The following is a 21255-nucleotide window of genomic DNA, read 5'->3' as shown; positions in this document are numbered from 1 at the left end:
CCATGCGTGGATGCGGTTGCTCTCATGCACAGCAAAGCCACGCATGGCGTGGCTCTACCGGTGGGCTTTCCACCCTGCGTCGATCCAGTAGATCCACGCCATGCGTGGATGCGGTTGCTCTCATGCACAGCAAAGCCACACATGGCGTGGCTCTACCGGTGGGCTTTCCACCCTGCGTCGATCCAGTAGATCCACGCCATGCGTGGATGCGGTTGCCTTCATGCACGGCGAAGCCACGCATGGCGTGGCTCTACCGGCGGGCTTTCCACCCTGTGTCGATCCAGTAGATCCACGCCATGCGTGGATGCGGTTGCCTTCATGCATAGCTAAGCCACGCATGGCGTGGCCCTACCGGCAGGCTCTCCACCCTGCGTCAATCCAGTAGATCCACGCCATGCGTGGATGCGGTTGCCTTCATGCACGGCAAAGCCACGCATGGCGTGGCTCTACCGGTCTCCGTGCTGGCTGACGGCTGCCCTTGTGGCTACTTCTGCTGCAGGAAGGCCAGCAGGTCCTGGTTGACCTTGTCCTTGTGGGTCTCGGTCAGACCATGCGGCGCACCCGGGTAGACGATCAGCCTGGCGCCCTTGATCAGCTTGGCCGACATCCGTCCCGCCACGTCGATCGGCACGATCTGATCGTCGTCGCCGTGGATCACCAGGGTCGGCACATCGAACTTCTGCAGGTCAGCGCGGAAGTCGGTCGCCGAGAACGCGGCGATCGAGTCGTAGGTGTTCTTCTGTCCACCCAGCATGCCCTGCGCCCACCATGCATCGACCATCGCCTGGTTGACCTTCGCGCCCGGCCGGTTGAATCCATAGAACGGACCAGACGGAATGTCCTTGTACAGCTGCGAGCGGTTCTCCAGCTGCGCCTTGCGGATGCCGTCGAACACTTCGATCGGAACGCCACCGGGGTTGTCTGCGGTCTTCAGCATGAACGGCGGCACCGAACTGATCAGCACGGCCTTCTTCACCCGTCCCGTGCCATGGCGGCCGATGTACCGCGCCACTTCGCCGCCGCCGGTGGAGAAGCCCACCAGCGTGACGTCCTTCAGGTCCAGCGTATTGATCACCGTGGCCAGATCATCGGCGTAGTGATCCATGTCGTTGCCATCCCAAGGCTGGCTGGAACGACCGTGGCCACGGCGGTCGTGTGCGACCACCCGGTAACCGTGGTCCGCCAGGAACATCATCTGCGATTCCCAGCTGTCCGAATCCAGTGGCCAGCCATGGCTGAAGGTCACCACCGGCCCGTTCTTCGGGCCCCAGTCCTTGTAATACAGCTGCACGCCATCGGCAGTGGTGATGGTGCTGGCGGTGCGCGTGACAGCGCTGGGCGCGGACGGGTGTGCCGGCGCGGCGGCCTGGGCGGACAGGCCCGCCTGCATCGACAGGGCCAGGGCAGTTGCAGCGAGGGTGCGGGTAACGGTGTTCACGGTGGACCTCCAGCGGATGGGTGGGTTTCGACAGGGGCTACTGTGCGCCCCTGCCCGGGACCATTGGTGACGTGAAGTCCAGAAAACTTGATCAAAAATCCCAGAACACTGGCACCCAGCGGAACGCATCGCCCTCGCGGGACACCCGGCCCACCGACGGGAACGGCAGGTGCGTGGCCACCAGCATCTCGCCGGTGCCGGCCAGCGTATTGAGCAGTTCAATGCGCACCCGCGCCGCTTCCTCCGGGTCGTGCTCGAAACCGTTGTGCCAGTTCGGTTGATCAAAACCGACGGCGAACACGGCATCGCCAGCAAAGGTCAGCGCCTGGCCCCCCGAGGCAACGCGTACCACGCAGTGGCCCGGCGTGTGGCCGCCGGTGCGGCGCGCGACTACGCCCGGTGCGATCTCATGCTCATCCTCGAAGGTGTGCACGAAACTGCCGTACTCGGCCCAGAAATGCGTGGCCGTTGCGCGAAGCGCGTCCGGGAATCCCTGCGGCATGTTCGTGCGGGTGAAGTCGGGCGACTTCCAGAACGCCACTTCCGACGCCGCAACGTGGATCTTCAGATCCGGCCGCAGCTGTGCTTTCACTCCGTCCATCAGCAGGCCACCGATGTGGTCCATGTGCATGTGCGTGATCACTACATCGGTGATCTCGCGCAGGTCGATACCGGCAGCGCCGAGGCGACGGATCAGCTGGCCGGCGCGCGGCAGCTGCAGGTCCGGGTCCATGCCCAGGCCGGCGTCGATCAGGATGGTGCGCTCACCACTGTGCACCACCATCACGTTCAACGCCCAGTCGAACGCATCCTGTGGCAGGTACATCTCGTCGAACCATTCGGCGCGCTCGGACGCCTGCACGTTGTGGCCGAGCATCTGCGTCGGCAGCGGCAGCACGCCGTCGCTGACCACCAGCACATCGATATCACCGACTTTCAGGGCGTAGCGCGAGGGAACAAGCTCGTCGAGCGCGGGCGCGGCAGGGGCAATGGTGTTTTCCAGGCTGAACATGAGGCGATCTCCACGAAGGTTGGCTGGCAGGCAGTGAAGCAGGGCCGGCGGACAGTTCCGGGGTACGCCTTCGCACGGCGCAGAGCATGGCGTTGCCGGGCAGCAATGCCCTGCAGCACAGCGCCGCTGGTTCGATTGAAGACGGGATCCACGAGCTGTCGTGGCCCCGGAGCACGGCAAGGGCCGTGTGGGATCAGCGTAGGCAACACAGACGGTGCGCAGTAGACCCGCAGGCGGGCTCGTGGCGTTGCCTTTTGGGAAGCAGTGGGCGACGTGGTTCCCGCCCACCGCCTGCCACCCGGTGGGCTTCGCTCAGCCGCCCTTGCCCATCAGCCAGCGGATGGCCTGTGGGAACGAGGTCTTCCAGTCGTCCGGATAGAAATGGCCACCCTCATGGGTACGCGACCGGAGCTCGTTGCCATCGCTGAAAAGGGCGCGGAAATCCGCGCTCATCTTCTGGTTCGCCGGCCCTTCCTGCTCGCCGTTGATGACGAACACCCGCTTGCCGTGCGCGCTGCTCTGCGTGGGCACCGGCTGGCGCCAGCCACCCGGCGACACCAGCAATGCGCCGGCATAGTCATCCGGATGCTGCGCCAGCAGCGCGCCGGCATGCTGCGAGCCCTGCGAGAAGCCCATCAGGTACACCTGCTTGCGGTCGATGCACTGGCGCGCGGCCAGTTGCTCAAGCCCCGCCTGCACCACCTTGTGCGTGCCCTCATACGGGCCGGTCCAGCTGAAGCTGTCGAACGACTCGCGCATCTCCGTACCGTTGATGCCCAGCAACACCACACCAGCATCGGCCAGCGGCTGCTCGCTGCTGTCCAGGTGGCCGTTGATGCCGTAGCCGTGCAGCCACACCAGCACCGGCGCACAGGCCGGCATCGCAACCCCCTTCGAAGGGGGCAGCACCGAGATGGCGCCCACCTTGCCGACCGATACCTTCGCGTAGCGTGCCTGTGTATTGGCCAGCACCTGCTTGAAGAATGGCGTTCCGCGCAGGTGCTCGAAGTCATCGTTGTCGGCCAGCGCGGGCGCGAACCACATGCCACGCTCATCGGCTTGGCGCAGATAGCGCTCGGCCAGCGCATCGTCACCGCGGCGTGCGAACAATGCCGCTGCGTGGTACGGCGCCTGCGCCAACGTGGGGTCTTCGCGGGTTGCGGCCAGATAAAGCGCCAGCGACTGCAGCAGCGTGGCGTCGTCTTCCTCGGCCCGCTCCATCAGGTCCTGCGCATCGTCGGCATTGATCAGGGCATTCAGCACCGGGCTGATCGACTTGAACGCGATGGTCGAGGCGCTGTCCTGTTCCTCGGCGTGTGCGGTTGGCGCGCAGACAGCGAGCGCCAGGAAAACAGCAAGAGCAGACAGCTTCGGCATGGGGAATCTTCCGTGATTGCGGCAACGCGCGGGGCGCGCAGTCTAGCAACCTCCGGGCCGATCAGATCGCCCTGCGCTCAACCGTAGGCAGGATGGCTGCCGGTAAGCACGCCCATCGAAAACGCGTAGCCCGCTTCTTCCAGCAACAGCCGCATGCGCAGTTCCGCCCGGCGCGGAACGCACAGCCCGCTCGGTGCGTACAGCGCATAGACGAAGCCGGCGCCTTCTACGTGCTCGCGGCGCACCGAACAGTTGTTGGTTTCTGCGGCATCGGACCACACGGCCCGCAGCTTCTCCGGGCCGATGGATTGACCGTTGCGCAGGCGGAACGTCAGCCAGCGCACGCCCAGCGGCGGATGGTAGGTCAGGTTAGCCATTGCGCACCTTCAATACGGCGGCGGAGATGGTTCAGGACATCCGGTTGCAGATCAGGATGCTCGTTGCGCGCGGACGCCGGCAGATCGATGCGGACAGCGCCGTTGACCAGCGCGGGGGGATCGGTGTGCAGGTCGATCCACCATCCATCGGGAAGGCGAAGCCCGCGTCCGTCCCTGTCATAGAGGTTGATCTGAAAAGACATGACGCTCGCTCCCATTGGAGTTCGAGCATACGCCTGCGCAATGTCACTCCAGACTGCGACCCGCCGACGCGGTTTCCTCGACCCGCTTGGCACACACGAAAACGAACGCCTCGTCCTGCTGCACCTTCAGGAACGAATCCAGCCAGCGTGCCGCAGCACCGCGGTTGCCGATCACGCCCCCGAGTTCTTCGGTAAGGCAACGCGCGCACTCCATGCCACCCGGACTGGGGGCCTGGCAGGCGCGGCAGCGCGCCATCGTCGTCGTTCTTGCCGGACGGCACTGGTACATGATCTTCGTCATCAGGCTTACCGCACGGGCATGGGATGGCATCAGCGCTCTTCCCGAACGTTGGACAGAGGAAAGCCGCGCAACGCGCGGCCTCTTCTTCGCTTACTGCTCAGCGACGGGTGTCACGGCCCGGCTCGCTCTTCTGTTCCTGCCTGGACTTCTGCGGGCCGACCGGCTTTGCATCCTGCTGGACCTGCTGCTCCTGCTGGCGCTGCTTGCCGTCCTGCTTGCGGTCGCCGCCCATTGCGTTGCCGTCGGCCTGGCCCTGCTGGGCGGCCTGCTTGATTCCGGTCGGTGCGTTGGTGCGGTCGGTCTGGCCTTGCGGCGTACTGTTGTTCATGTCTTGCTCCACCGCAGCGATCTGCTGCAGCGCCACTGTGGGCGCGGGCCGGTTACGCAGCTGCATGAAAGCCGGAGATTAATGAACGGGCACCATGAACAGCGCTGCGCGCACACAGGCTCCTGACATGCACAGGTGTACGTTGGCGTTCCAACAGGAGAAGTCTCATGGAACGCATCACCAACAAGGACTTCGTTGACGTCGAGCGCGAGCTGCAGCATTGGCAGGCCGCGTTCCAGACGGGCGATCTGCCCGCCATCAACTTCCGCCACGAGGTCGCACCGGTCATCCGCCTGGCGTGCGACATCTATGTCCGCAACCCACATGGCACGCGCACGGCGTGGCTCACCGATCTGCAGTCACGGCTTGCGCTGCGCACCAGCCTGCGTGGCCACCCGGGGTCGGCGGAAATGGCGATGGGCTGCTGGGCGCGCCTGTCCGGGCCGGCATTGGCCCCGCAGGCGGGCTGAGACAGCAGGCTGCGGGCAGATCACTCCTCGCCCGCGAGCTGGTTGCCTTCCTGCATCAGCTGATCATTCAACCGGTTCACCAGCGCGATCACCGCATCGGCCAAGGCACGCGCATCGGCGATCGAACCGTGGAAGGCAATGCGGGTGCCCTCCACCCTCACTTCCGCCAATGAAAGCTGCGACGCCAGCATCGCGCAGTGCTGCAGGAAGCGGCCGGTCCACTGTTCATCGGGTGCCTGATCGAGCAGCGCGGTGATGGCTTCATCGGCAGTCGCATCGACCTGCTGGTGAAGCCGTGGCACGTCGAACCCAACGATGCGCGGCAGTCTGGACGGGCTCACGTACTTCCCCAAGGGTGTGCAGGACGGCAGTATCGCTGCACCGACCCTCCCGGGCGAATCGTCAGACGTGAACCGTTCATCCGGGCCGGCGATGTCGGGCCCTCGGTCAGCGGAGGCGTGTCGATTGCCGAGCCGTCCGGGCGTCGAGAGAAGAAAGGCCGGCCAACGTGGCAGCCAACGCCGATGGACATCCTGATGACGCCGATCCTGACCGCATTCAAGCATTCCCCGGACCGTGGCCAGGGGCTGGCCCGCGACATGCGCGTGCGCTGGGCGCTGGAAGAGCTGGGAGTGGCCTACGACGTCTATCTGCTCTCCTTCGAGGAGATGAAGCAGCCGGCGCACCTGGCGCGGCATCCGTTCGGTCAGATCCCCACCTATGAAGATGGCAACGTAGTGCTGTTTGAATCAGGCGCGATCCTGCTGCACCTGGCCGGGCAGCACCCCGGGTTGCTGCCCGCCGATACGGGTGCGCGCATGCGCGCGATCACCTGGATGTTCGCCGCGCTGAACACTGTGGAGCCGCCGATCGTCGAACGCTCCATGGCGTGGGTGCTGGAACGCGAACAGCCCTGGTACGCGCAACGGCTGGTGATGCTGGACGAGTGCGTGCGCAGGCGGCTGAGCCAGCTGTCCGCCCGGCTGGGCGATGCACCGTGGCTGGACGGAGACTTCAGCGCCGGCGATCTGCTGATGGTGTCGGTGCTGCTGCGGCTGCAGAGCAGCGGCATCGTCGGCGAGTATCCAGACCTTGCTGCCTACGTTGACCGCGCGACCGCGCGGCCGGCCTACCAGCGCGCCTTCGCCGCACAGCTGGCGGTGTTCCAGAACCTGTAGCTCCACGCCGCTCCCAGTAGCTCCACGCCATGCATGGAGATCACCATCCATTGGTACTGCTACGCGTAAATCGGCAGCCATCCGCGTGCCACCCGATTTCCGGAAGCAACCGTCACTGAATCAGTGGATGTCCAGCGCGACGATGCCATCCCCTTGCAGGGTGAACGCGTGTGTCAGCACCACCGGGCTGCCCGGAAACGTGCCACTGACCTGTGCAGACACGATGTGGCGACCGTCCTGCACGTGCAGCTGCAGGGGGACCACGTGTTGCTGGTAGGCCGCACGCGTCTGCGCCACCCAGGCGGCAATCGCCGTGTGTCCCTGGTGTTGCTGGCGCTCATCGCGCACCGTCGCGTCTGCGGCAAAGCACTGCTCCACGTGCGTTCCGGGCTCGCCATTGGCCAGCAGGAAATAGCGGGACAACGGCGCGGGAAGATCAATCGACATCGCAGGCACTCCAGGCGGGACTGGCGCTATTCTCGAACCGCACCCTGGCCGCCACAAGAGCGCACCTGAAGGTAAGTGACCCACCCCATGAGAAAGGCCTATACCCCTGAAACCGCCGCCGCGGACATGGCCCGTGCACTCGCACTGCTGGAAGGCCGCTGGAAGCTGTTGATCCTCTTCCACCTGTTCGACGGCAAGGTGCAGCGCTATTCCGACCTGGAGCGGCTCATCCCCGGCATCTCGCAGAAGATGCTGGCGCAGCAGCTGCGTGCACTGGAAGCCGACGGCATCGTGCTGCGCACGGTGTATCCGCAGGTGCCACCGAAAGTGGAGTATCGACTGAGTGCGTGGGGGCAGGCCCTGTGCCCGGCACTGGACGCGCTGCTGCTGTGGCAGGAGCAGAAACCAGCGGCAGGCGAGCCATCGGCATGACCACCTTCAGCGCAGCCACCATGCTGCTGCGAATGGTGAACACCCCGTAAAACGGCCACCGCGCGTGCCGCCACGCGCACTGCACCATCACCTAGGCTCAGGTTCCGCCCCCCGCCCGGAACCGGATCATGCCCTTGATTGCCATCGCGCTTGCCTCAGCACTGTCCGCCCTGCCCGACATCGGCTGGGAGCGCGAGCGGGCCGAAGATGCCCACCAGCTCATGCTGTGCCAGATCCACCGCGACCAGTTGGCCGATCGCGGGGAGAAGTCGCAGACCTACCAGCAGGCCAAGGCCGTCTGTGATCTGCTCGCCCGCGAGTACAAGCAGAACTGGGATTTCGACGCCCACGACGCGCTGGCGGCGGAGGCAGTGGACTTCTTCGACCTCCTGCAGCGCGGTGAGGCCACGGCAGTGCCACCGCGCAAATCCGATCACGCTCTCGAGTGATCGCCGCCCTGTTGAAGATCAGAGGATGACGGCAGCAAACAGGCCGACAACCGCGATCGTCGTCAGCAGGAACGAGACCACTACCGAGCCGAGCGCACGCAGCGCTGATCCTCCATTCAAGGCCACGAAGGCCCGCATGCGGGCCCACAGGTACCACGCCACCGCCAGCACGCTGATGCAGGTCGCGGTGAACGGGCCAGCCTGTGCCGGGGACGCGGCTGCCACCTGCGACAGCGCGAGTGCCACCACGAACGGGCATGCAATGAACGCCTGGATGGAGAAGGGCTCGCGCAGCGTCTCGCGATTCACGGGCAGCCGCTGGCGCCGAAGCGTGCCCAGTGCCGCGCCGAGCGCGTACACGCAGAACACCGCAGAGCGGGTGAGCAGCAGCCCCTGCTCGCTGCTGAAAAGCAGCTGCCCTACCGGTGTACTGAGTCGGGGCGAGGACATGCGCAGCGCCATCTCCAGCGCATGGGCGATGGCCACCGACAGGATCAGCATCAGCACCGGGCTGATCGCATCGGAAAACCTGTGCTCCAGATCCTTGCCGAGCTCGCGGCGGGTGTAGAGCGCAACCTCACCGGGGTGAATCAGTACCCGCCAGAACATCCGCGGATAGAACACCAGCCAGCCGACCAGCTCGTAGAGGAATTCTTCCAGCGATCGCAGCAGTCGTATGAGGTCCATGACCGCTGTGGATAGCGTGCGGCGCGTGAAGCCGGGATCACGGGCGGGGCCTGCGCCTGCGATGCCAGCTGTCCCCCCCCGACTTCTGGCAGTCACCCCCGGCCGATGCTTCTCGTAGCGTTCGGGCTGCCCACAAGCAATGCTGGGCAACCTGGTGGCCCACCGGCAGCTGTTCCAATGGGGCATTGCCACCTTCCTGGTCGAGCAGGTCGCCTTCCTGCTATCCCTGAGCCTGTTCCGTCTGCTGCAGCACACGCATCGCGCCACAGCGGTGGCCGCGGGGTGACATTCGCACTGGGTCTGGTACCGCGCCCAGCTGACAGGTGGCCGTTTTCAACCCGCTTTACGAATCATGCTGTCGCAGCCAAGCGGGCATTGCCTGCGCATGTTCAGCAAGTCCCAGCTGACGTCGGGTCCGAGTGATCATGCTGGCGATTTCTGCTTCGAATTCAGCGCCGTTCTGCACACTGCAGAGAAGCGCCTCGCATCGGTGCTTGAGGTTGATCGCCCACGGCACGTCGTGCGGATCGGCAATGATCTTCTCGAACAGTTGCCTGCTCTGGTCAACCGCACCAGAAACGCCTGCCGCGACTGCCGCGTGGTAGTGGCCCCATAACGACAGGCCTGCGTTGGCTGCCATCCAGGCCTCCACGTGCGAAGGCGATGCGAAACGCTCCCGCAATGCGAGCACCTCCTGCCCCGCGCGTTCGGCCAGGAACGTCGCCGCCAGTGCGAACTGCGCGTCACTGATGAATTCGTGGAAACCCTCGACCCTGTGGCCGGCATCGAATGACAGGAAGTCCTTCTCATTCCAGAGGAAGCACGCCCCAACGTTCAGATAACTTCCTTTGCTCCACGAAGACTGCTGGAATTCAACCATCCCGACCCACCACCCCTGGTCGTCCAGCCAGACTCTGGAGCGCCCTTTCTGCACACAGCCCAGGGGGCGGAGATGGGTTCTGGCCGCTACGGTGATCAAGCGCGAATGTGCGGGTGCCGGCATTGGATGCATCCTTGCGTTGCGGAAGCTGCCAGGAAGCCTACGTCAGGGTGGTGCACAACGGGTGGCAAGGATGGCTGGCTCATCCTGGCATTGGTAATGATGACCCCGGACGCGGCCTATGCCGCTACATTAACCGCATGGCCTGAGCAGAAACCGGTGGGTCATTACAGTGCAGACTAACGGTTCGCGATAAACCACCGGGAGGGCTGAGCAATGCTGAGTGTGAGGCTTCAGGGAAGTGGCTGTGGACGGGGTGATATGCGCGAAACTGCCGGCAAGGCTTTCATTCGACTGGTACCCATAGCTCCAAAGCCATGGGCTCTGTTGGCAACCTTGCTCCTGTGGGCTCTCCTCACAGCAAACGCATGGGCCGGGACGCGTGATTGCCTCGCGTCCGGCCTTGAGGTCGACACAGCCATGTCAAAGGCGACTTTGCGAGTGACAGCTCGGAGTACGCCCAAATTGAACCTGCAGGAGTGGCAAGCGTCGAAGCGCTCCCGCTCGGACGAACACGTCTACACCTTGGATATCAGCAGGAGCCTGCTTCCCGAAGGAAGAAAGTACCCGCTGATCATCAGGTTGGCGCCCTCTACTGTCGCGATCAACCTCCAGCCCTTGATCAATCCTGATGATTCGCAGTTTGAACGCCTATGTGGCGATATCGATCCAGGAACCTCACAGCTTCCAGCAAGCTCTCCAGTGACGTTGTTCGAAGGCTACGCATTCTTCAGCGATGGGCGGCCAATACCAGTTCCAACGCTGCTGGCGGATCAAGGCGTGCCACAGGCGTTCAGGAGCCAATATCAGGATTGGCTGGAGAAGGCCCAGAAGTTCTATAGGCGTGCCCTGGGACCTGAGCCGCACAGCGTGAGCTCTGTAATCTTCTTGCTTGAGCAGGGCGCCAATACCCAGCAGGGCTGCCGCTTCAGCGGAAGCTCATTGCCCGGACTGCTGCTGATTGGCCTTCGTGCGGGCTGCCTGGACACCTCAAAAGGCTTTCCAAATGACTTGTCTCACTTCATTGCCCATGAAGCATTTCATCAATGGAATCAAGATGTGCAGATGATGGAGTCACTCCCGCAGGAAAGCAGAATTATGCTGCTCGAGGGCGGGGCAGAAATGGCAGCGAGCTTGTTTCTGTCGGAGGTGACCGGGAGTAAGGAGCAAGGGATCACGCGCGACGTAGGCGCAGCTGCGGAGTCATGTATCGACCAGGCAGAGTACAAGAAGCGACCATTGAATGACCTGATCAGTGGGGGCGAGTATCAACTCGCGTACTCCTGCGGGATGGTCTACACCTTCATCAACCTCATCCGGATAGATTCTGATCCAGCAGTCGCTCTGGGCACGTTCTGGAAAAGTACCCTGCAAGAGAACTCCTCGTCGCGTTTCAATGGAAGTACCGACTTCAATGAGGCATTCGGTGCGCGATCGCCGGTGCAGAACGCCATGATCGAACTTCTAGCCCAGAATGGCTACGCGCTTCGCGAAACGATCAGCGGCTTGAGCAAGGACCAGCAGTTCCGCATTGCCGCGGAACTGATGCGAGAGGTTTCACGCAACGACTGCCAAGGGAACTACGGCCTGTTTACCGGTGGCGGAGTGATTGTGCTTGATCCCGAAGTGAAGACCTGCAGCTCTCTGAGGCCTGGGGGAAAACCCGTGGCAGTAGATGGGTTTGATTTTAGAGAGCATGTGTTGGACGCGCGATCTGCATGGATTTCAGCTTGCCGGAATGGAGGAGCCGTGAGCATCGACTATTCCGACAGCTCCGCGAAACCGTCGATCGTGTCGTGCCAATCCCCCCCAAGATCCCTGTACACGCCGTTTCATCTTTCTCGAATCACGCCTAGGGGGCAACCATGATCGACGTACTCAACAGCGACGTATCTTCCCCGATTCAGAAGCTACATGAGCTGCAGGTCATCATCGGGATCACCGAGCGCTGCGGCAGTGAATTTTCCCGGCAATTTTTCCGCCGGCACAAAAAAGGCACTTGGGCCGCCGCCTAAGTGCCTGTTTTTTATGGTGGGCCCACCAGGATTCGAACCTGGAACCAAGGGATTATGAGTCCCCTGCTCTAACCGTTGAGCTATAGGCCCTGCGCAGCGTCACAGTGTAGTGGAGCACGGCCGGAGTCGGCTACTCAGTCGGCAGCAGCAAGCGCCTCGCCAACACGCTGCAACCGTCGCTCCGCCATCCCCGCCAACCTCTCCATCTCCAGCAGATGCGCCTGGAACAGCGCCACCGCCTTCATCGCGCCCTCCAGCCCCCTCCGGTTGCCACCGGCAAACCCCGCAACCATCTGTTCTCCCGATTGCGTCAGCAGCGCCAGCGTGGCCCGTCGGGCGAAGCCCAGCCGATCCTCCAGTTCGTCCTGCATGACGTCCTCCCACGTCATCAACGGCGGGAAATCCAGGGCAGCAACAGCAGGTACATCATGTTCAACAGCCTTCATGGCCAAGCTCCAGTGCTCAACAGGGGTGATGCCGCAGATACACGCGTTGCACGTGTCCCCGCAGCGCGTCCGCCTCGGTGCCGGTGATCCGGCCCGCCCACGAGGTGTGTTGAGCACCTGCATCGCCAGCGTGCGTCTGGCATCCCTGCACGTCAAAGGGCGGATGCGTCATCGCCAACCGCGGCCAAGCATGGCCACGGCTCCACACCGGATCCCCCAAAGAAAAACCCCGCCGAAGCGGGGTTTCTCTCAACACGTCAGCACTACCTGGATATCAATCGATATCCAGGAAGCTGCGCAGCTGCTCCGAACGGCTCGGGTGACGCAGCTTGCGCAGGGCCTTCGCTTCGATCTGGCGGATGCGCTCGCGGGTCACGTCGAACTGCTTGCCGACTTCCTCAAGGGTGTGGTCGGTATTCATGTCGATGCCGAAGCGCATGCGCAGCACCTTGGCTTCCCTCGGGGTGAGGCCGGCCAGCACGTCGCGCACGGTTTCAGACAGGTTGATGTTGGTGGTGTTCTCGATCGGGGACTCCACGTTGGTGTCCTCGATGAAGTCGCCCAGATGGGAATCCTCGTCGTCGCCGATCGGGGTTTCCATCGAGATCGGCTCTTTGGCGATCTTCATCACCTTGCGGATCTTGTCTTCCGGCATGTCCATTTCCTTGGCCAGCTCCTCCGGCGTAGCCTCGCGGCCGTACTGCTGGAGCATCTGGCGGGAAATGCGGTTCAACTTGTTGATCGTTTCGATCATGTGCACCGGAATACGGATGGTGCGCGCCTGGTCGGCGATCGAACGGGTGATGGCCTGGCGGATCCACCAGGTCGCATACGTGGAGAACTTGTAGCCGCGGCGGTACTCGAACTTGTCCACGGCCTTCATCAGGCCGATGTTGCCTTCCTGGATCAGGTCGAGGAACTGCAGGCCGCGGTTGGTGTACTTCTTGGCGATGGAGATCACCAGGCGCAGGTTGGCCTCGACCATTTCCTTCTTGGCCTTGCGCGCCTTGGCTTCGCCGTAGGCCATGGCACGGCTGAGTTCCTTCAGCTCGTCCAAGTCCAGCAGGGTGACCTTCTCGATGTCGATGGTGGCCTGCTGCTCGGACACGATCTGGTCCTTCACTTCACGCAGCGCCGAAGACCACTTCTGCTTGCGCTTCAGTGCGTCTTCCACCCACTCCAGGTTGGTCTGGTTGCCTTCCCAGGAACGGATGAAGTCCTTGCGCGGCATGCGGGCAGTGACGGTGGCCAGGTTCAGCACGCGGCGCTCGTGGGCCTTGATGCTGCCCATGGTGTCGCGCAGCTGCTTGGTCAGCACGTCGGTCAGCGGCAGCGGCAGCTTCAGGGTGACGAACACCGCCGACATCTCCTCGCGGAGCTTCAGCAGGTTCTTCTTGTCGCCCTTGGCGGCAGCCTTCTTGAAGGCGTTGAGGGCATCGCCCAGCGCCTGCATGCGCGCAGCCACTTCCTCCGGATCCGGACCGGTCGGTGCGGCTTCTTCATCGCCGCCGTCGACGTCGTCTTCTTCCTCGTCGGCGTCGGCATCGGCGTCGTCCGCGTCATCGGCCACCACAGCGGCCGGGGCCGGCACGTCGTCGGTCAGGTCGTTGAAGCCGACGATCACTTCGGCAAGGCGCTTGCGGCCTTCCTTGTGCGCTTCGTAATCGGTCAGCAGCGATTCGACCGACACCGGGAACTGGCCGAGTGCGGCCTGGACCTGGGACAGGCCTTCTTCGATGCGCTTGGCAATGGCGATTTCGCCTTCGCGGGTCAGCAGCTCGACGGTACCCATTTCGCGCATGTACATGCGCACCGGGTCGGTGGTACGGCCACCTTCGGTGTCGAGCGCGCTCAGCGCGGCGGCAGCTTCTTCGGCTGCGGTGTCGTCGACCTCACGGTTGCCCGTGTTGCCGTCGTTGAGAAGCAGGGTTTCCACATCCGGAGCAACTTCATGGACATCAATGCCCATGCCGTTGATCATGCCGATGATGTCTTCGATCTGTTCCGGGTCGACCATGTCGTCGGGCAGATGGTCATTGACTTCGGCATAGGTCAGGTAGCCCTGTTCCAGGCCCTTGCTGATCAGTTGCTTGATTTCGGATTGGGCAGGACGTTCGTTGGCCATGTAGTGCTCGCGCCACCGGCTAGGGGGAAATAGGGAACGTAGCATTATACCAGCCCGGGGCCCGGCCTGCCGGGCGGTGGTCCCGGCGGCCTAGGGCCTGAGGAGGAAGGTCACGGGACCGTCGTTGACCAGGCTGACGACCATATGGGCACCGAAGCGGCCCGTTTCCACCCCCGGCGCGTGATTTTCACGACAGATGTCGACAAATCGATTGAACCCGCGTTCAGCCTCCTGCGGCGGTGCCGCGCTGGTGAAGCTTGGCCGCATGCCGGAACGGGTGTCTGCGGCCAGGGTGAACTGGCTGACAAGCAGCAGGCCGCCGCCGGTATCACGCAGCGAGCGGTTCATTTTTCCGGCCTCATCTGCAAACACACGGTAGCCGAGCAGGCGTTCGGCCATCCGCTGCAACTGGGCCTCGGTATCGCCCGGCTCCATGCCGACCAGGGCCAGCAGGCCGGGGCCGATCTGCCCCACCGCCTCACCTTCCACATGCACGGCAGCCTGGCTGACACGTTGAATCAGGACGAGCATCGGCGGGCTTCCAGGCAAGGGGCCGGCCACGATAGCAGCGCCCTTGGCTAAACTGGGGCCGATGAATCCACACCGCAAAGCCCGGCTGGTCTACCGCGCCACCACCCTGTTCGCCCGCCTGCCCTGGCCATTGCTGCGCGGGTTCGCGCGCGCCTTGGCCTGGACGTGGGTGCGCCTCGATGCCCGCGAGAGCCGCGTCACCCGCCGCAACCTGGAGCTGGCCTACCCCGAGCTGGACGCGCCGGCACGCGACCGCCTGCAGCGCGAACTGCTGCGCTCCACCGCCCTGCAGGCCATCGAGACCCTGCGCCTGTGGAGCCGGAAGCCCGCCGACAACCTGCGCCTGCACCTGAAGGAGCGCCACGGCCAGGCGCTGTACGACGCGGCCCTGGCCAGCGGCAAGGGCGTGATCGTGGCGGCCCCGCACTACGGCAACTGGGAGCTGCTGAACCAGTGGCTGGCCTCGCGGGGCCAGATCGCCATCGTCTACAAGCCGCCGGAGGACGAGGCCAGCGATGCCTTCCTGCAGATCGTGCGGGGCGGCGACAACGTGCAGCAGGTGCGCGCCGAAGGCCCGGCCGTGCGCCAGCTGTTCAAGGTGCTCAAGGACGGCGGTGCCACCGGCATCCTGCCCGACCAGCAGCCCAAGGCCGGCGACGGCGTGTTCGTGCCGTTCTTCGGCGTGCAGGCACTGACCATGACCCTGGTCAACCGCCTGGCCGAGCGCACCGGCGCGACCGTGCTGTATGGCTGGTGCGAGCGCATCGGCCCGGACATGGAATTTGCCCTGCACATCGAGCCGACCGACCCGGCCGTGGCCGATCCGGACCCGCACGTGGCGGCCACCGCGCTCAACGCGGGCATCGAACGCATCGCGCGCCGCGACCCGGCGCAGTACCAGTGGACCTACAAGCGCTATACGCTGCGGCCACCGGGCAGCGGCGAGGAAGACCCGTACGCGACCGACGAACATCCGCACTGAGAGCCGCTGCACCGGCCTGCGACACACCGCCGCAGCACGTTGAATACGACGCTGGCGCCCCCATAGAGACACCGATGTCCGCCTCCCCCGGTCCTGCCATGTCTGCTTCCTCCCTGTTCGGTGATCCGGCAGCGATCCGCTGCGAGCGCGCGGTCGCCGAACTGCGCGCCGGTCGCCCGGTCCTGCTCCACGATGGCCAGGGCCAGCGCCTGGCGGTGATCGCGCTGGACAGCGCCACTGCCAGCAGCTTCGCCGCCTTCGCCAGTGCCGCGCGCGAGCGCCATTACCTGTACCTGACCGCCACCCGCGCCCGCGTGCTCGGCGTGGAGGCCCCCGAGGGCGCGCGCCTGCCGCTGGCCGGCGTTGCCTTCGATGCCCTGCCCTCGCTGGGCTACCTGCGCGAACCCGGACCGATGCCCGCGGCTTGGAGCGCAGGCGATGCGTTCGATGCCGGCGCTGTCGAACTGGCCCGGCTGGGCCTGCTGTTGCCGGCGATGGTGGCCGTGCGCCTGGATGCAGACGACGCCACGTTCGATGGCGCGGCCGAGGTTGGCCTGTGCGATCTGGCCGAAGGCGCCGCGCACGCCGCACATGATTACGAACTGGTGGCGCGTTCTCCGGTGCCGCTGCGCGACGTCGGCATGACCACCTTCGCGGTGTTCCGCGGTGGCGTCGCCCAGCGCGACCAGGTAGCGATCATCGTCGGCGAACCGGACCTGTCCGCAGTGGTGCCGGTGCGCGTGCATTCGTCCTGCCTCACCGGCGACCTGTTCGGTTCGCTCAAGTGCGATTGCGGCGACCAGCTGCGGCGCGGCCTGCGCAAACTGAAGGAACTGGGCGGCGGCGTGCTGCTGTACCTGGACCAGGAAGGCCGCGGTACCGGCATCGCCGCGAAGATGCGCGCCTACGGCTACCAGCACGACGGCCTGGATACCATCGACGCCGATGCGCAGCTGGGCTTCGGCGCCGACGAGCGCCGCTACGGCAGCGCGGTGGCGATGCTGCGCGGGCTGGGTGTATCCCGTGTTGCCCTGCTCAGCAACAACCCGACCAAGGCACAGCGCCTGCGCAATGCCGGCATCGAAGTGCTGGACTGCATTCCGGTCACCGGCGAGATCACCGCCGAGAACGAGCACTACCTGCGCACCAAGGCCGACCGCGCCGGCCATCTGCTGGATGTCGATGCGCTGATCCAGGCCGCCCAGTAACGCGGGCGACCTGCTAACGTCTGCGCGGTGCGGCCATCACCGCGCCTGCCCGCCCTGCTGCCCGACGGACGCCCGCGTGACCGAACTGCCCTTGCCTGTTGCTGCTGCCGAAATGCCCCTCGACCACTGGCAACCCCTGCCGCGGCGCGCTGCCCGGTTGGCGGCGCTGGAGGGCGCCTTCGGCGGACTGTTCATCCCCGGCGCACCGCTGGCGGCCCTCTGGTGGTTCTTCGATCTTCCCGGTGGCCTGTGGGCAGCGATGCTGGGCCTGCTGGTCGGCCTCGCCTTCGGCGCCTGGATCGGCCATCGGCGCCTGACCCGCACCCGCTGGCGGCTGGACGCACAGGGCCTGGGCCTGCGCCGCGACCTGATGTGGCAGCTGGAGACCCGCATCCCCATTTCGCGCGTGCAGCACCTGGACCTGCGTCGCGGGCCCCTGGAGCGGCGTGCAGGCCTGGCCACGCTGATCGTGCATACCGCCGGCACCCGCCTGAGTGCGGTCACCGTCAGCGGCCTGGACGAAGCCGATGCCGAGCGCCTGCGTGACACCCTGGCCCATCAGCTCGACCAGGACGCCGACGCCCTGTGAGCCTGCCCCCGCCCCTGCCGCCCTCGCTGCCCAGCGGTGGCGACGAGCATCGCCTGCATCCGTGGTCGTGGCTGTTCGTGCTGCTGATGCAGCTGCGCCACTATTTCCTGCCGCTGGTCGCGTTGCTGGTGTTCGGCCAACGCGGCGACCGCGATCCGATGTGGGCACAGTTGATCCCGTTGACCGCCATCGCCGCGCTGGTGCTGGTGTCGGTGCTGCAGTACCTCAGCTACCGCTATCGCATCGGCAACGATGCGATCACCGTGCGCAGCGGCCTGCTGGCGCGCAACCGGCGCGAGATTCCCTTCGCCCGCATCCACAACGTGGAAGTGCGGCAGAACCCGTTGCACCGGTTGTTCGGGGTTGCCGAACTGCGCCTGGAATCGGCCGGCGGGGTGCGTCCGGAAGCGGAGATGCGCGTGCTGCGGCTGGACCAGGCGCTGGCCCTGGAACAACTGGTGCGCCAGCGTGGACAGGCGCCCCAGCCGACGCCGGGCGACGCGCCGGCTGCCGATGTCGTGCCATCCGACGACGAGCAGGTACTGCTGCGCCTGTCGAGCTGGGACGTGCTGCGCATGGGCCTGCTGTCCAACCGTGGCTGGGCGCTGGCGATCGCCGCCTTCGGCGTCCTGTTCCAGACCGTACCGCGCCCGGTGATGGACGATGCCATCCAGCGTGGCGGGCGCGAGGCCTTCGGCTACGCCAGCCACCTGCATGCCGGGGTGACCGGCGGGCTGGTGCTGTTGGCGGCCGCGTTGCTGCTGGGCTGGCTGCTGCTGCGGGTGTTGTCGGTGGTGTTGACGCTGCTGCGCTACCACGGCTTCACCCTCAGCGAGCGCGAACGGCGTCTGACCGTCTCCACCGGCCTGCTCAGCCGCACCCGCAGCAGCGTCGCGCGCCGCCGCATCCAGGCATGGACGCTGGGCGAGAGCACCCTGCAACGCTGGTTCGGGCTGCGCCAGCTGCGTATTGACAGCGCCGCCGGTGGTCCCTCGCGCGACGACGACCGCGCGCTGCGCGAACTGGCACCGCTGGCTGGTGCAAGCGCCTGCGATGGGCTGGTGCGCCACCTGCTGCCGCAGCTGCAATGGCCGCCGCAGCAGTGGCAACCGATTCCGCAACGCGGATGGTGGCGATTGTCGCTGTCCACCTTGCTGGTGGTGCCGTTGCTGACCGCCGCGCTGTACTGGCGCTGGGGCCTGCCGGCCCTGGCACTGCTGGCCTGGCTGCCGGTCAGCCTGTTGATCGCGCACCGGCAGATGGCGCGGATGGGCTGGCACCTGGATGGCCAGTTCGTGGCGGTGCGCGGCGGCTGGTGGAAGCGCTGGTGGCGCTGGGCCGAGCTGGACAAAGTGCAGGGCCTGCGCCTGCAGCGCTCGCCGCTGGACAAGCTGTTGGGTACGGCCAGCCTGCAGCTGGACACCGCCGGTGCGCATGGCGATGTGGCACTGGCACTGCGCTACCTGCCGCAGGCGCGTGCACAGGCGTTGATGGAAGAACTGGCCACGGCGCTGGCACGGCGCAAGCTGCGCTGGTAGCGCGGCCGATCGTTGAACCGCCATCCACGCATGGCGTGGATCTACTTCACCATCCACGCATGGCGTGGATCTACTCCACCACCCACGCATGGCGTGGATCTACTGCACCACCCACGCATGGCGTGGATCTACTGCACCACCCACGCATGGCGTGGATCTACGGTAGTGCCGGCCGCTGGCCGGCAAACGCAGGCATTCCGGTGGTTGCCGGCCAGCGGCCGGCACTACCCACATCACCGCTGCGACGGACCCCAGTAGCCCAGGTCCTTGCGGATCTGCAGGTCGCGCACCCAGCTGCCAAACGGCTTGCGACGCAGCACGCCCATTTCGCCGGACAGGAAATCCTCGGTGGCGGCGATCACCCGCTCGCTGGACCGGCCATCGCGATAGGGGTGGATGGCATCGGCGTAACGCACGATCTCCGCCTGCAACGCAGCGTCGGGATGCAGCGCGCGCGCCAGCATGGCCGGCAGCTGCTGCGGATCATCGAAATCGATCATGTGCGGCTTTGGCACGCGGTTGCGGAAGGTCACCACCGGCTTGTGCTGGACGATGAACTCCGAAACGATCGATGAGGTGTCCGACACCAGCACGTCGGCGGCGCGCTGGGCTGCCATCACCTGCTCCGGTTCGATGAAACGCGCATTGGCGCCGGCCAGCGCGCGGTAGCGTTCGAACAGTTCCGGCGGGCACTTCGGGTGCAGGGTCAGCAGCCAGTAGTGCTGACCGGCGGCGATGTCGGCCGCGATCTGCGCATGCAGGTGCGGGGCGGCGCTCAAGCGCTCGGTGAAGGTTGAACCGAACAGGATCACCGGGCGGCCGCCGGCTGCACTGCGCAGCGCGGCACTGTCGCCACCGTCGTCGCGGAACAGCGGGTCCAGCTTCGGCCAGCCGGTTTCCGCCACGGCGAAATGGCCCTGCACTGCCGCGATCCCGCGGAACGGCGCGGTGGTGGCAGGGCCCTGCGTGCAGTACAGGTCGAACATGCCGCGCACCCGGAAGTGGCCACGCGCACTGTCGCGCTTTTCCACGTTGAAGCCATGGAACAGCTGCACCTTGGCCCCCGACAGGAAGGTCGGCACCCAGTTGGCCGCGCTGAACACCGCCCGCGGCCGCATCGCCAGGGCCTGCTTCAGGCCGATGTTGGGCACGCCGGGCAGCTGGCTGCCAGCCGCGCCATCTTCGAACCAGGCGGCCACTTCCTGGCCGGAAGCGTGCAAGGCTTGCACCAACGGGGCGAGAATAGGCAGCGCATAGCGCTCCGTCGCAAACAACAGGTACCCGGCCATCATGTCCTCCACGACCGCTCCCATCGAACGGCCTCGCATCTCGGCCTGCATTATCGCGTTCAACGAGGCCGGGCGCATCGGCGACTGCCTGGCCTCGCTGGCCTTCTGCGATGAGATCGTGGTGGTGGACTCGCAGTCCACCGACGCCACGGTGGCCATCGCCGAGGCGGCCGGCGCCCGCGTGCTGCAGCGTCCGTTCGATGGCTTCCGCAGCCAGAAGGCGTTCTGCGTCGAGCAGGCCACCCACCACTGGGTGCTGTGCCTGGACGCCGACGAGCGCATCAGCCCGGAACTGCGCACGGCCATCGAGCAGGCCCGCGACGGCGGCTTTGCAGGTCATGCGGGTTACCGCTTCGCCCGCCTGTCGGAGTACTTCGGCAGGTTCCTGCGCCACGGCAATGCCTATCCGGACCGGGTGCTGCGCCTGTTCGACCGCCGCCACGGCGGCTGGCGCGGCAAGCGCGAGATCCATGAGGCGGCCAGTGTCGATGGCACGGTCGGCACCCTGCGCGGGGACCTCATCCACTTCCCCTATCGCTCGCTGCAGCAGCAGCTGGCCAAGACCGAGAAGTACGCACGGATGATGGCCGAACACGAGTTCGCGCGTGGCAAGCGGGCCACCCTCGGCAAGCTGGTGCTGGCCCCGGCCTGGCGGTTCTGGCGCGGCTTCCTGTTCCGTGGCGGCTTCCGCGACGGCTGGCATGGCCTGGTGTATGCCTACGTGCGCGCCAACTACGTACGTCAGAAGACCATCATGCTGTGGATGCTGGGCAACGGTCAGGCCGTGTCCGATCCGCCCAACCCCTGAGTGCGGAGCCGAGCGTGGCTGAACG

27 protein-coding genes and 1 tRNA gene are annotated in these 21255 nt (G+C 65.5%); 12 read left to right on the top strand and 16 right to left on the bottom strand.

Translation table 11 applies throughout. The features are described from left to right. Window positions 1-484 precede the first annotated feature (484 nt). The 7 genes from BW38_RS08085 to BW38_RS0120770 all read right to left on the bottom strand — a co-directional run bounded on the left by BW38_RS08085 (window position 485) and on the right by BW38_RS0120770 (window position 5036). Window positions 485-1438 carry an alpha/beta hydrolase gene (locus BW38_RS08085; RefSeq protein ID WP_032976695.1) on the bottom strand — a complete coding sequence of 318 codons (954 nt, stop codon included), beginning with the start codon at window positions 1436-1438 and terminating at the stop codon, window positions 485-487. A 91-nt stretch (window positions 1439-1529) separates the two neighbouring features. Next, window positions 1530-2450: an MBL fold metallo-hydrolase gene (locus tag BW38_RS08090; protein WP_032976693.1), complete on the bottom strand. Its 921-nt coding sequence runs from the start codon at window positions 2448-2450 to the stop codon at window positions 1530-1532. A gap of 312 nt (window positions 2451-2762) precedes the next feature. Continuing rightward, window positions 2763-3827, bottom strand: a complete 1065-nt coding sequence (locus BW38_RS08095; RefSeq protein ID WP_032976692.1) for a prolyl oligopeptidase family serine peptidase — start codon at window positions 3825-3827, stop codon at window positions 2763-2765. A gap of 77 nt (window positions 3828-3904) precedes the next feature. Further along, window positions 3905-4204: a hypothetical protein gene (locus BW38_RS08100; protein ID WP_025879032.1), complete on the bottom strand. Its 300-nt coding sequence runs from the start codon at window positions 4202-4204 to the stop codon at window positions 3905-3907. Then, window positions 4192-4407, bottom strand: a complete 216-nt coding sequence (locus BW38_RS08105; RefSeq protein ID WP_025879033.1) for a hypothetical protein — start codon at window positions 4405-4407, stop codon at window positions 4192-4194. Before BW38_RS08105 ends, BW38_RS08100 begins: the two co-directional genes overlap by 13 nt. 43 nt (window positions 4408-4450) lie before the next feature. Then, window positions 4451-4708 carry a hypothetical protein gene (locus tag BW38_RS08110; RefSeq protein ID WP_223496722.1) on the bottom strand — a complete coding sequence of 86 codons (258 nt, stop codon included), beginning with the start codon at window positions 4706-4708 and terminating at the stop codon, window positions 4451-4453. A 97-nt stretch (window positions 4709-4805) separates the two neighbouring features. Beyond that, a complete protein-coding gene (locus BW38_RS0120770) occupies window positions 4806-5036 on the bottom strand; it encodes a hypothetical protein (protein WP_032976720.1) in 231 nt (76 codons plus the stop codon). 167 nt (window positions 5037-5203) lie between these two features. On the opposite strand from BW38_RS0120770, the gene BW38_RS08115 reads away from it, so the two are divergent. Continuing rightward, a complete protein-coding gene (locus BW38_RS08115; RefSeq protein ID WP_025879036.1) occupies window positions 5204-5506 on the top strand; it encodes a hypothetical protein in 303 nt (100 codons plus the stop codon). 20 nt (window positions 5507-5526) lie between these two features. On the opposite strand, the gene BW38_RS08120 is transcribed toward BW38_RS08115, so the two are convergent. Further along, window positions 5527-5847, bottom strand: coding sequence for a hypothetical protein (locus BW38_RS08120; RefSeq protein WP_081794575.1), 321 nt, complete (start codon window positions 5845-5847; stop codon window positions 5527-5529). Between the two features lie 195 nt (window positions 5848-6042). On the opposite strand from BW38_RS08120, the gene BW38_RS08125 reads away from it, so the two are divergent. Continuing rightward, entirely contained in the window at window positions 6043-6684 is a 642-nt protein-coding gene (locus BW38_RS08125) for a glutathione S-transferase family protein (protein WP_032976718.1), read from the top strand. 120 nt (window positions 6685-6804) lie between these two features. On the opposite strand, the gene BW38_RS08130 is transcribed toward BW38_RS08125, so the two are convergent. Beyond that, entirely contained in the window at window positions 6805-7131 is a 327-nt protein-coding gene (locus BW38_RS08130; protein WP_032976690.1) for a nuclear transport factor 2 family protein, read from the bottom strand. A gap of 87 nt (window positions 7132-7218) precedes the next feature. On the opposite strand from BW38_RS08130, the gene BW38_RS08135 reads away from it, so the two are divergent. Together BW38_RS08135 and BW38_RS08140 are read left to right on the top strand one after the other, a co-directional pair. Next, on the top strand, window positions 7219-7563 hold the full coding sequence (locus BW38_RS08135) for a winged helix-turn-helix transcriptional regulator (RefSeq protein ID WP_032976688.1): 345 nt from the start codon (window positions 7219-7221) through the stop codon (window positions 7561-7563). A gap of 128 nt (window positions 7564-7691) precedes the next feature. Then, window positions 7692-8012, top strand: a complete 321-nt coding sequence (locus tag BW38_RS08140; protein ID WP_025879041.1) for a hypothetical protein — start codon at window positions 7692-7694, stop codon at window positions 8010-8012. An 18-nt stretch (window positions 8013-8030) separates the two neighbouring features. On the opposite strand, the gene BW38_RS0120765 is transcribed toward BW38_RS08140, so the two are convergent. Further along, window positions 8031-8699 (bottom strand): hypothetical protein, encoded by a 669-nt coding sequence (locus tag BW38_RS0120765; RefSeq protein WP_051585045.1) that lies wholly within the window; start codon window positions 8697-8699, stop codon window positions 8031-8033. A 139-nt stretch (window positions 8700-8838) separates the two neighbouring features. Here BW38_RS0120765 and BW38_RS21945 point away from each other — a divergent pair, with 139 nt between their 5' ends. Further along, window positions 8839-8985 (top strand): hypothetical protein, encoded by a 147-nt coding sequence (locus tag BW38_RS21945; RefSeq protein ID WP_161763242.1) that lies wholly within the window; start codon window positions 8839-8841, stop codon window positions 8983-8985. 57 nt (window positions 8986-9042) lie between these two features. Here the strand turns inward: BW38_RS21945 and BW38_RS0120760 are convergent, their stop codons facing one another. Next, window positions 9043-9579 carry a hypothetical protein gene (locus BW38_RS0120760; protein WP_235189962.1) on the bottom strand — a complete coding sequence of 179 codons (537 nt, stop codon included), beginning with the start codon at window positions 9577-9579 and terminating at the stop codon, window positions 9043-9045. A 585-nt stretch (window positions 9580-10164) separates the two neighbouring features. Here BW38_RS0120760 and BW38_RS08145 point away from each other — a divergent pair. Beyond that, window positions 10165-11568: a hypothetical protein gene (locus BW38_RS08145; RefSeq protein WP_032976686.1), complete on the top strand. Its 1404-nt coding sequence runs from the start codon at window positions 10165-10167 to the stop codon at window positions 11566-11568. Continuing rightward, window positions 11565-11714 carry a hypothetical protein gene (locus tag BW38_RS21940; RefSeq protein WP_154881118.1) on the top strand — a complete coding sequence of 50 codons (150 nt, stop codon included), beginning with the start codon at window positions 11565-11567 and terminating at the stop codon, window positions 11712-11714. Before BW38_RS08145 ends, BW38_RS21940 begins: the two co-directional genes overlap by 4 nt. Before the next feature lie 14 nt (window positions 11715-11728). On the opposite strand, the gene BW38_RS08150 is transcribed toward BW38_RS21940, so the two are convergent. The 4 genes from BW38_RS08150 to dtd form a co-directional block, all read right to left on the bottom strand. Then, a tRNA-Ile gene (locus BW38_RS08150) sits at window positions 11729-11804 on the bottom strand. Window positions 11805-11848: 44 nt separating this feature from the next. Then, window positions 11849-12160 carry a hypothetical protein gene (locus BW38_RS08155; protein ID WP_032976685.1) on the bottom strand — a complete coding sequence of 104 codons (312 nt, stop codon included), beginning with the start codon at window positions 12158-12160 and terminating at the stop codon, window positions 11849-11851. Between the two features lie 274 nt (window positions 12161-12434). Beyond that, the gene (gene rpoD, locus BW38_RS08160) at window positions 12435-14285 is read right to left on the bottom strand and encodes an RNA polymerase sigma factor RpoD (RefSeq protein WP_032976684.1); all 1851 of its coding nucleotides are present in this window, start codon (window positions 14283-14285) and stop codon (window positions 12435-12437) included. Window positions 14286-14375: 90 nt separating this feature from the next. Further along, window positions 14376-14816 (bottom strand): D-aminoacyl-tRNA deacylase, encoded by a 441-nt coding sequence (dtd, locus tag BW38_RS08165; protein WP_032976683.1) that lies wholly within the window; start codon window positions 14814-14816, stop codon window positions 14376-14378. A 61-nt stretch (window positions 14817-14877) separates the two neighbouring features. Here dtd and BW38_RS08170 point away from each other — a divergent pair, with 61 nt between their 5' ends. From BW38_RS08170 to BW38_RS08185, 4 genes are all read left to right on the top strand, one after another. After that, a complete protein-coding gene (locus tag BW38_RS08170) occupies window positions 14878-15798 on the top strand; it encodes a lauroyl acyltransferase (protein ID WP_025879049.1) in 921 nt (306 codons plus the stop codon). Window positions 15799-15872: 74 nt separating this feature from the next. Further along, window positions 15873-17006 carry a GTP cyclohydrolase II RibA gene (gene ribA / locus BW38_RS08175; protein ID WP_032976682.1) on the top strand — a complete coding sequence of 378 codons (1134 nt, stop codon included), beginning with the start codon at window positions 15873-15875 and terminating at the stop codon, window positions 17004-17006. A gap of 112 nt (window positions 17007-17118) precedes the next feature. Then, the gene (locus BW38_RS08180; protein ID WP_088101515.1) at window positions 17119-17595 is read left to right on the top strand and encodes a PH domain-containing protein; all 477 of its coding nucleotides are present in this window, start codon (window positions 17119-17121) and stop codon (window positions 17593-17595) included. Further along, on the top strand, window positions 17592-19133 hold the full coding sequence (locus BW38_RS08185) for a PH domain-containing protein (protein ID WP_025879052.1): 1542 nt from the start codon (window positions 17592-17594) through the stop codon (window positions 19131-19133). The genes BW38_RS08180 and BW38_RS08185 overlap by 4 nt, the downstream gene beginning before the upstream one ends. Before the next feature lie 233 nt (window positions 19134-19366). Here the strand turns inward: BW38_RS08185 and BW38_RS08190 are convergent, their stop codons facing one another. Further along, on the bottom strand, window positions 19367-20425 hold the full coding sequence (locus BW38_RS08190; RefSeq protein WP_032976715.1) for a CDP-glycerol glycerophosphotransferase family protein: 1059 nt from the start codon (window positions 20423-20425) through the stop codon (window positions 19367-19369). Here BW38_RS08190 and BW38_RS08195 point away from each other — a divergent pair. After that, entirely contained in the window at window positions 20424-21230 is an 807-nt protein-coding gene (locus tag BW38_RS08195; protein ID WP_032976680.1) for a glycosyltransferase family 2 protein, read from the top strand. The two genes, BW38_RS08190 and BW38_RS08195, sit on opposite strands and share 2 nt — an antisense overlap. Window positions 21231-21255 lie beyond the last annotated feature (25 nt).

The sequence above is a fragment of the Stenotrophomonas sp. RIT309 genome (assembly GCF_000632045.1).
Classification (GTDB): Bacteria; Pseudomonadota; Gammaproteobacteria; order Xanthomonadales; family Xanthomonadaceae; genus Stenotrophomonas; species Stenotrophomonas indicatrix.
The sequence above is the reverse complement of the archived record's forward strand: the minus strand, read 5'-3'. Positions and strand labels throughout refer to the sequence as shown.

Coding starts and splice junctions, on each gene's coding strand:
- BW38_RS08115 (WP_025879036.1), top strand. CDS start 5,204: ATGGAACGCATCACCAACAAGGACTTCGTTGACGTCGAGCGCGAGCTG.
- dtd (WP_032976683.1), bottom strand. CDS start 14,816: ATGCTCGTCCTGATTCAACGTGTCAGCCAGGCTGCCGTGCATGTGGAA.
- BW38_RS08095 (WP_032976692.1), bottom strand. CDS start 3,827: ATGCCGAAGCTGTCTGCTCTTGCTGTTTTCCTGGCGCTCGCTGTCTGC.
- BW38_RS08100 (WP_025879032.1), bottom strand. CDS start 4,204: ATGGCTAACCTGACCTACCATCCGCCGCTGGGCGTGCGCTGGCTGACG.
- BW38_RS0120765 (WP_051585045.1), bottom strand. CDS start 8,699: ATGGACCTCATACGACTGCTGCGATCGCTGGAAGAATTCCTCTACGAG.
- BW38_RS08195 (WP_032976680.1), top strand. CDS start 20,424: ATGTCCTCCACGACCGCTCCCATCGAACGGCCTCGCATCTCGGCCTGC.
- BW38_RS08125 (WP_032976718.1), top strand. CDS start 6,043: ATGACGCCGATCCTGACCGCATTCAAGCATTCCCCGGACCGTGGCCAG.
- rpoD (WP_032976684.1), bottom strand. CDS start 14,285: ATGGCCAACGAACGTCCTGCCCAATCCGAAATCAAGCAACTGATCAGC.
- BW38_RS08090 (WP_032976693.1), bottom strand. CDS start 2,450: ATGTTCAGCCTGGAAAACACCATTGCCCCTGCCGCGCCCGCGCTCGAC.
- BW38_RS08170 (WP_025879049.1), top strand. CDS start 14,878: ATGAATCCACACCGCAAAGCCCGGCTGGTCTACCGCGCCACCACCCTG.
- BW38_RS08110 (WP_223496722.1), bottom strand. CDS start 4,708: ATGACGAAGATCATGTACCAGTGCCGTCCGGCAAGAACGACGACGATG.
- ribA (WP_032976682.1), top strand. CDS start 15,873: ATGTCCGCCTCCCCCGGTCCTGCCATGTCTGCTTCCTCCCTGTTCGGT.
- BW38_RS08140 (WP_025879041.1), top strand. CDS start 7,692: ATGCCCTTGATTGCCATCGCGCTTGCCTCAGCACTGTCCGCCCTGCCC.
- BW38_RS0120770 (WP_032976720.1), bottom strand. CDS start 5,036: ATGAACAACAGTACGCCGCAAGGCCAGACCGACCGCACCAACGCACCG.
- BW38_RS08135 (WP_032976688.1), top strand. CDS start 7,219: ATGAGAAAGGCCTATACCCCTGAAACCGCCGCCGCGGACATGGCCCGT.
- BW38_RS21940 (WP_154881118.1), top strand. CDS start 11,565: ATGATCGACGTACTCAACAGCGACGTATCTTCCCCGATTCAGAAGCTA.
- BW38_RS08130 (WP_032976690.1), bottom strand. CDS start 7,131: ATGTCGATTGATCTTCCCGCGCCGTTGTCCCGCTATTTCCTGCTGGCC.
- BW38_RS08105 (WP_025879033.1), bottom strand. CDS start 4,407: ATGTCTTTTCAGATCAACCTCTATGACAGGGACGGACGCGGGCTTCGC.
- BW38_RS0120760 (WP_235189962.1), bottom strand. CDS start 9,579: ATGGTTGAATTCCAGCAGTCTTCGTGGAGCAAAGGAAGTTATCTGAAC.
- BW38_RS08155 (WP_032976685.1), bottom strand. CDS start 12,160: ATGAAGGCTGTTGAACATGATGTACCTGCTGTTGCTGCCCTGGATTTC.
- BW38_RS08180 (WP_088101515.1), top strand. CDS start 17,119: ATGCCCCTCGACCACTGGCAACCCCTGCCGCGGCGCGCTGCCCGGTTG.
- BW38_RS08190 (WP_032976715.1), bottom strand. CDS start 20,425: ATGATGGCCGGGTACCTGTTGTTTGCGACGGAGCGCTATGCGCTGCCT.
- BW38_RS21945 (WP_161763242.1), top strand. CDS start 8,839: ATGCTGGGCAACCTGGTGGCCCACCGGCAGCTGTTCCAATGGGGCATT.